The 7,809-nt window shown below is 38.6% G+C and carries 5 protein-coding genes; 2 read left to right on the plus strand and 3 right to left on the minus strand.

Features of this window, described 5'->3' with window-relative positions; translation table 11 throughout:
* Positions 1–51: 51 nt before the first annotated feature.
* A complete protein-coding gene (locus MR041_RS07480; RefSeq protein ID WP_242092980.1) occupies positions 52–744 on the plus strand; it encodes a uracil-DNA glycosylase family protein in 693 nt (230 codons plus the stop codon).
* Here the strand turns inward: MR041_RS07480 and ppk2 are convergent.
* The 3 genes from ppk2 to MR041_RS07495 form a co-directional block, all read right to left on the minus strand.
* Entirely contained in the window at positions 741–1,541 is an 801-nt protein-coding gene (gene ppk2, locus MR041_RS07485; RefSeq protein WP_242092981.1) for a polyphosphate kinase 2, read from the minus strand. The genes MR041_RS07480 and ppk2 overlap by 4 nt on opposite strands.
* Positions 1,542–1,872: 331 nt before the next feature.
* On the minus strand, positions 1,873–4,305 hold the full coding sequence (locus MR041_RS07490; protein ID WP_242092982.1) for a ribonuclease HII: 2,433 nt from the start codon (positions 4,303–4,305) through the stop codon (positions 1,873–1,875).
* A 53-nt stretch (positions 4,306–4,358) separates the two neighbouring features.
* Positions 4,359–4,958, minus strand: a complete 600-nt coding sequence (locus MR041_RS07495; RefSeq protein WP_242092983.1) for a ribonuclease HII — start codon at positions 4,956–4,958, stop codon at positions 4,359–4,361.
* A 482-nt stretch (positions 4,959–5,440) separates the two neighbouring features.
* On the opposite strand from MR041_RS07495, the gene MR041_RS07500 reads away from it, so the two are divergent.
* Positions 5,441–7,414, plus strand: coding sequence for a putative porin (locus MR041_RS07500; RefSeq protein WP_242092984.1), 1,974 nt, complete (start codon positions 5,441–5,443; stop codon positions 7,412–7,414).
* The last annotated feature ends 395 nt before the right edge of the window (positions 7,415–7,809 follow it).

Genomic DNA, 7,809 nt, shown 5'->3' on the forward strand with positions numbered 1-7,809 from the left:
TTTATATTTTGGTACTCTTAAAATAAGAAATTTTAGGTAAACGGCAATATAGTGTTCAAGCATCGACATCCATATCCCCCTTTCATAACATCGGATACCCAAAAATTAATTGTAGGTACCCTGCCACCCCCGCGTTTTTCAACTGGTGATCTCTTAGAAAGGGATGTAGATTTCTGTTATGGCAGTTATTACAATTCCTTATGGTTGTATATCGATACCATTTACAGTTTAAACCTACGGTACGACAATTCCGGTGAAGCCGTAGCAGAACGAAAACAGTTTTTAATCGACCATAAAATAGGGATATGCGATATTGTTGAAAGTTGTGTTCGGGAGAAAATAGATGCTTCAGATCTCGGAATGCAGGACGTAGTACTGCGCGATGTGATAGGCTATTTAAAGCAATATCCGAGTATTAAAACCATTTTGTTTACCGGAGGAAACAGCAAAAACGGTCCGGAGTTTTTCTTTAGAAAACATTTAAGAGACTATGGATTGAAATTAGAATTGGTATCGGAAGACATTCCAAGGATACATCGTTTTGTCCTTCCGAGTGAGAACAGTAACTCAAAAACACCATATCAGAAGGGGGCACGCCTTATTAAAACAGTATCACTGACCTCGGCCTCGGGCAGTGCCAACAGAGCCATTGGCAGTATACCGCTGTACAAACAACTGAAAGCAGCGAATCCCAATTTCAATACCTTTGATTTTCGAGTTTTACAATACAGGGAATTCTTCTAATACTTCTCCGGGATAAAGGTCTGGTAATCCATAGGAGGGCGAACATAGGCGTGATCGTCAGGCAGTTCGGGTAATTCAATAGGCTCAATTTTCATTCTTTGATAAGGAATCTTGCTAAGCACATGGCTAATACAATTGAGTCTGGCCTTTTTCTTGTTATCTGAATTTACCACATACCAGGGTACTTGTTTGGTGTCGGTATGGGCAAACATAACGTCTTTAGCTCTCGAATATTCCAGCCATCTGGATCGTGACTCCACATCCATAGGGCTGAATTTCCAGCGTTTCAGTGGATTCTTTATACGATTTTTAAAACGTCTTTCCTGTTCCTCATCGCTCACAGAAAACCAATATTTCAAGAGGATGATACCGGACCTGACCAACATACGTTCAAACTCCGGACAGGAGCGCAGAAACTCCCGGTATTCTTTTTCCGTACAAAAACCCATCACCTTCTCAACACCGGCCCTGTTATACCAGCTCCGGTCAAAAAGTACAATCTGACCGGCATGGGGTAAATGCTCAACATACCTTTGAAAATACCATTGTGTCTTCTCTTTTTCCGTTGGAACACCTAAGGCCACCACTTTGCACACCCGGGGATTCAGGGGTTCAGTAAAACGCTTTATGGTACCCCCTTTACCTGAGGCATCCCTGCCTTCAAAAATAATGACCACTTTGAGGCCCTGACTTTTGACCCACTCCTGCAGGTGAACCAACTCGATATGGAGTTTGCCCAATTCCTTGTCGTAATCAAATGTTTTATTTTTTGAGGTATCGCTGCCGGAAGATTTCATGCCTCCCAAGTTAATAAAAAAAAATTCTGATGAGACTAATATTTTTTAAAAAACGGATGGGTCAATAAGTTAGGTATGCAATTATTCAGCAATAAAACCTGATAATACGCGATATGTGCAAGATTTGGCAGACACCTAAAAAAATGAGCGCCAAAACAAATGTTTTGACGCCCTAGATTTGAGGACTTGTTTTAAATATCATCTAATTAACGGTTGTGTAAGTTTGTTTTAAACGGGGCCTGAAGCTTGTAATGGATTGATTCATAGTGCTTATAAATATATGAATTACTTTGCGATAAGCAACATGGTGCCTAGGATATTTTTTTTCAAACTAATTCATTTGATAGAGAATGATGGAGTTGCTGTCTCCTTGTGTGACAAATTCTAAATTTCTGTCTTGATCAATATTATCCAGATCTATGAGGGTGTTTCCATAGACCGGGAAATTTGGGATTAGGTCATTCTGGCTATCAAAGAGATATACTTTTTGAGCCTGTCTGTCCGTAATGGCAACATAGATTTTATCATTTATGTAGAACAGTTCAGGTGGCGAATACGACCCATAATCAAGTTCCCTCGTTTTCCCTTTGATGGAGAGTTTATTATCGCTTTGAGCAACCAGACTCTTTGATGAGGTAAAAATATGGTGTTGATCACCCAGGTTTAAATCCTGAACCCCGGTATTACCCCGGGTATCGATAGTTACCAGTTTTCCATCGGCTGTAGTCGTTGTAAATTTGTTTCTGTACAAATAAAGCGCCTCGTTGGAATAGGTGTAATTCGTTTTTGGGACCACCCTGTTCTTACCTGTACGATCTAAAATATACAGTTGGTTCCCGGTTTTGATGGTTAAGTAATCTTTACTACCGATTCTAAAATGCTGTGGTTGATGCACAAGGCTCCCTTTTGCTTTCTTAAAGGTGAATCCGGATACGATTTTGGCTTGTGTATTGTACATGAGTACATTGCGACCCTGAGTAACCAACAAACGATACCTCTTGTTTTTATCGTAATCGAATACCGAAAGGGGTTGTGTGATCTCGTCATTGAATTTTCCGGGAAATGGAGCAACATCTTTACCGTTTCTGTCAATGACGTATAGACGATGAGGTGTTGCGAATGCGAGTTGTAAGCGTCCGTTTTTGTACATATCGATTTGTTCGACAGTTCCCAGAATGGGGCCATGCAGTTGCTTTTTCCAAAGCACTTTACCGTCATTTGAGATTAAATACAAATTGTTTTGAATATCCTGTACAACAATTTCTTTGTCTCCGCTCCTGTGATTCGTTACGAATTGTGGCCTGTTCAATACATCAGCATCCAATTTTATGCTGAACTCTTCAGTAATGGATCGATCCCTGATCTGTGGCTTACTTTTACTTATAATACCGTTAACATGAGCAAAATCAGAATCATACACAAACTGAAGTGCAGAGAATTTATACGCATCCAGATTCACCTTTAAGGTTTCAGTAAAGGACTTTGAAATGGTATTTTCAAGGGTGTTGCCATTGAGGATCATCATGACCGAAGAGGCACTGCTCAAATGATTTTGAATCTCCATAAAAGAAGTTGATTTTCCTATGGTGGTATTGTTTTGGTAGTTCGCAATGATGTTTTGAAGCAGGTCCATATCGGCTGCAAATACAAAAAATGAATCCAGTACACAGTACATGCTGAAACCTGTTTGGGTAAGAAACGGAGAAAAGGTTTCAGCAAACACATCTGGACGACTAAAACTAAAAATTTCTATCTGCCGGAAGGTATCAATTACCGTTTGTTCAGCCAATAAGGCGTCACTCGTGGCAATCACATCAATAGAATTTAAAGCTACCGCCCTCTGTTCGCCTTCATATATAACACCAATTTCAACACTATGTTCGAACAGCGGGTCCGTATGAGAGCTGGCATCACCTTTTAGGTAGGTATTGAGGTTATCATGAAATACGGAAAAGTCATTAAAGGTCAAACTCATACAGCCATCACTATTGGTAGGGGTAAGGTGTTGTAACTGATTTTCCTGTGGAATCGTCTGCTTGAAGGTGTCCAATAAAAGCATGGTGGTATCTGATGTTTTCGCCACACCATGGAATTCCAATTTCCGTTGATTCATATCCATGTCAACAGCCAGGTAATCGGTAAATGCCTGATAGCTTATGGAATCATTAACAAACAGGGACCTGATAAAAGGATTGTCGGGCTTTACAATTACCGATAGGGTCTTATTGGCGTCGGTTGTACTGTATATTTTTTCCAAACCGTCTTCAGCAAAATCGTAATTATCAATGGCATCTATGACATCTTTAGATGAGGAAGCTATAAATACGCTATCGATAATTCTACTGTAAACGCTGTGATTTCTGAAGGTTGATTTTAATACAGATTTACCGTTGTACTCAAGCTCTTCTTCAAGATAGTCCTTTAGGGAATCCCTTTTGAACAGGTCCTGATGATAAGGCGTAACGATGGTAAATTCCAAACTGTCATTTTTATTTCGCCCGAAACCAAATAGCACGTTTTCAGTCGGTTTTAACAAATGGGTAAATTCCAATTTTGCTGATATGGCCTTGTACGCGGCTGTTGAAGCGAACTGTTCAAGGAACACGTTATTCTTTAAGTTACTCCCGAGTCCCTCCAGGGAATTCGTTTCGATAATCAATGAAGCATCGTTAGGAATATAGTCAATAAGTTTTGAATGCTTTGCTTTAAAATTTGTACAGCTTAAAATGAAAGTTGTTAGAAGTACAAAACATAAAAATCTCATCGATACCGGTCTTTTTTGCAAACCTACTATATTTTTAAGGAGTTCAAAACTATTTAAAAATCAAATTTTAATTGTTCGGGCAATAATTTAAACGATCTGCGATGGTATTTTGTAATACCATATTTTCTAATGGCCTCACGATGCTCTTTGGTGGGATACCCTTTATTTTTTTTCCAGTTATACATCGGGAATTCATCGTGTATTTTATCCATATACAAATCTCTGTAGGTTTTCGCCAAAACAGATGCAGCTGCAATGCTCATAAATTTGGCATCCCCTTTTATAATGGTCTCATGTGAAATGTCTTTGAAGGGCTTAAATCGGTTACCATCAACTAAAATAAATTGTGGAGATGGTTTAAGGCGTTCAATGGCTTTGTGCATGGCGAGAATGGAGGCATTTAAAATGTTGAGGCTATCGATATCATTCTGATCGATATGGCTCACCCCAAAACAAATGGAATCCATTTCAATAATTGGTTTTAACTGAATGCGTTTGGTTTCGGAAAGCTGTTTGGAGTCATTTAAAATGCTGTTATTAAAGTGTTCCGGTAAAATAACGGCAGCTGCTGTTACAGGACCGGCTAAACAGCCTCTTCCTGCTTCATCTGTGCCGCATTCCAAGATATGTCCCGAATAATTACGTGTTAACATCGTTTATATTAGCATACAAATCTAGGGATTTCTGAAATGACAGGGCGGGTCAGTAATCATTTTATGATTTTATCATTAGCATGCGAAATATTTATTGATTAGTCAAAATAAATGTATTATTTTAAATTTTACACAAATAATAAGGGGTATAATTATCAAATATTCAAGACTCTACGTGATTAATGCTGCTTTTTATAACTTTTTGTTTGGATAATTAAGATAATATTTAGATGTTTGTAGCCGACTAACTCAAATTAAATATTCGAAAGGCCATCTTTTACAGGTGGTAAATAGAGAAGAAAGCCAGCATAAACATGTTGGCTTTCTTTATTGAAAAAATTAAAGTCTTTTATAGTTCAAATAATTACATTTGTGACGAATAATAGTTCGAATGGTATTACAGATACTTCTTTTTTGTACATCTTCAAAAGGTCAGATCATATAAAGGATGGTTTCAACTCACAAATACAATTACAGCTCACATGTTTAAAAAGAGTGTTTCAATAAGTATGCTATTGTGTTTGATTGGTGTTGGCCATGCGCAGGTACAAGGGTTGCGTCCTCAAGGGGGGCGGAATAATCCGGCTCGGCAGGATACCCTTAGTGCAGCCCAAAGAGCAAGCACAGGGATTAAGGATATTAAGAATGTTAATGCTAAAATTGAAGACTACCTTATAGTGTCCTATCTAAACGATACAACACATGTCGACACGACCTTAACCATTCAAAAAGAATACAAGTTCAATTATTTGAGAAAGGATAACTTTGGATTAATGCCATTCTCAAATCTGGGGCAAACTTATAATACGCTCACAAAAGATTTCCAGAGTACCCATTTGATGCCGCTTTTCGGTGCACGGGCGCGTCATTTTAATTATATGGAAATTCAGGACATAAATTATTACAGGGTGCCGACACCCTTAACAGAACTATTCTTTAAGACTGCATTTGAGCAAGGTCAGTTAGCGGATTCGTTTTTTACCGTTAATAGCTCTCCACAGTTTAATTTTTCAATTGCTTATAAAGGATTGCGGTCTCTGGGAAATTACCAGCATTTGTTAACCAGTACGGGTAACTTTAGGTTTACTACGAATTATACAACAAAAAATAATCAGTACCATATGCGTGGTCATATTGTGATGCAGGATCTTTTAAACCAGGAAAATGGCGGTTTGAGAGACGACATGGTCGAAAATTTTGAAAGTGGTATTGAAGAATTCCTGGACCGTTCGCTTCTGGAGGTCAATTTCGAAAATGCCGAGAGTATTTTAAAGGGTAAACGATTTCATTTAGATCATGTGTACCATATCATTCAAAAAAAGGATTCTCTATCCAAAAATAAGTTAAGTATTGGTCATGTCATGTCTTTCGAGGATAAGTTCTATGAATACACTCAATCGGCACCGGCGACATCTATTTTTGGGGAGGCCTCTGAAAATTCCATAAAAGATAAAGTGACTCTGGAACACTTCTACAATAAAGTGTCTGTCAACTATAGTAATAACATTTTAGGCGATGTGGAATTTAACCTGAATCACAATAACTATAACTACGGGTACAACTCATTGTTTAGAGACCTGCCAAATGGGATCGATATCACCAACAGGTTAAAAGGGGATATCGTTTCAGCAGGTGGGAAGTACCGTAAGGCATTCAGGGGTTTCGAACTCCAGGGGGAGTTAGGCTTGAATGTTTCGGGTGACTTCGATGGTAATTTTTTAAAGGCACATGCAACATTTAAATTGAATGAGGATGTTTTTGCCAAGGCTACCATTAACCATAGCTCCAAGGCACCAAATTATAATATGCTGCTCTATCAGAGCCAGTATACGAATTATAACTGGCAGAACCCTTTTAATAATATAGAGTCCCAGCAGTTGGCATTTCAAATGAAGTATCGGGATCTTGCAGATATCACAATAGACTACTCCACCATAAATGATTATGTATACCTTGCAGAAGATCCGGTATCCAGTACCGTGCGACCCTTTCAATCCGATGCATCCATTACCTATCTCAGGGTGAAACTCGTCAATGAATTGAAGTACGGAAAGTTTGCGCTGAACAATACAGTCATGTATCAAAATGTACAGAATGACAATAATGTGTTTAACGTGCCGGAACTCATTACCAGAAACACCTTATATTTTTCAAGTCATGTATTTAAAAAAGCCATGTTCCTGCAAACGGGGGTCATATTCAATTATTTCACCGAATACTATATGAACGACTATAGTCCGTTGCTGGCTGAATTTTATGTACAGAATGAAAAGGAATATGGTGGATTCCCGAGACTCGATTTTTTTGTCAATGCCAAGATCAGACAGACCAGAATTTATCTGAAAGCTGAACATTTCAACGCCCCTTTCACAGGCTATACGTATTTTGCAGCTCCGAATACCCCGTACAGAGATTTTGTGGTGCGTTTTGGAGTCGTTTGGAATTTTTTCTTATAATGAATGAATTGGGCGTTCCCCTCCACCATAACTGGGTGTCGGGGTTGTGCTTTAGGTAGTCGCTTTTTGTAGGCCATGCGTGTAACGGCCAAAGAAGTAATCCTATAACATAAGGCATGGCAACAAAGGCGCTCGGACCAGGCTTCAATCACTAAGGCTTTTCCTTGGAAATTTCCGATTTCATATGTTGGAGGTTATTATAGGGTCTATTTTCAATACCTCGTATGAAACCCTTGGAGAGATTCCGAAAAGGACAGAAAAAAAATATGGTATAACCACCGCATAGATAGGCAGTTAGTGAGGTGGATATTGTATTGTTAAAAAAAAGGTTTAAAAAGGTGTTGTGTAAAGCTAAAAGAGTATTATGTTTGCAGGCTCAAAAGCGGATAAGTTAT

Source organism: Aestuariivivens sediminicola (genome assembly GCF_022662015.1).
In the GTDB taxonomy this organism is placed as follows: domain Bacteria; phylum Bacteroidota; class Bacteroidia; order Flavobacteriales; family Flavobacteriaceae; genus Aestuariivivens; species Aestuariivivens sediminicola.

Bases quoted from the DNA above. Each gene is read 5' to 3' on its own strand.
- ppk2 (WP_242092981.1), bottom strand. From the start codon at position 1,541: ATGAAATCTTCCGGCAGCGATACCTCAAAAAATAAAACATTTGATTAC.
- MR041_RS07490 (WP_242092982.1), bottom strand. From the start codon at position 4,305: ATGAGATTTTTATGTTTTGTACTTCTAACAACTTTCATTTTAAGCTGT.
- MR041_RS07495 (WP_242092983.1), bottom strand. From the start codon at position 4,958: ATGTTAACACGTAATTATTCGGGACATATCTTGGAATGCGGCACAGAT.
- MR041_RS07500 (WP_242092984.1), top strand. From the start codon at position 5,441: ATGTTTAAAAAGAGTGTTTCAATAAGTATGCTATTGTGTTTGATTGGT.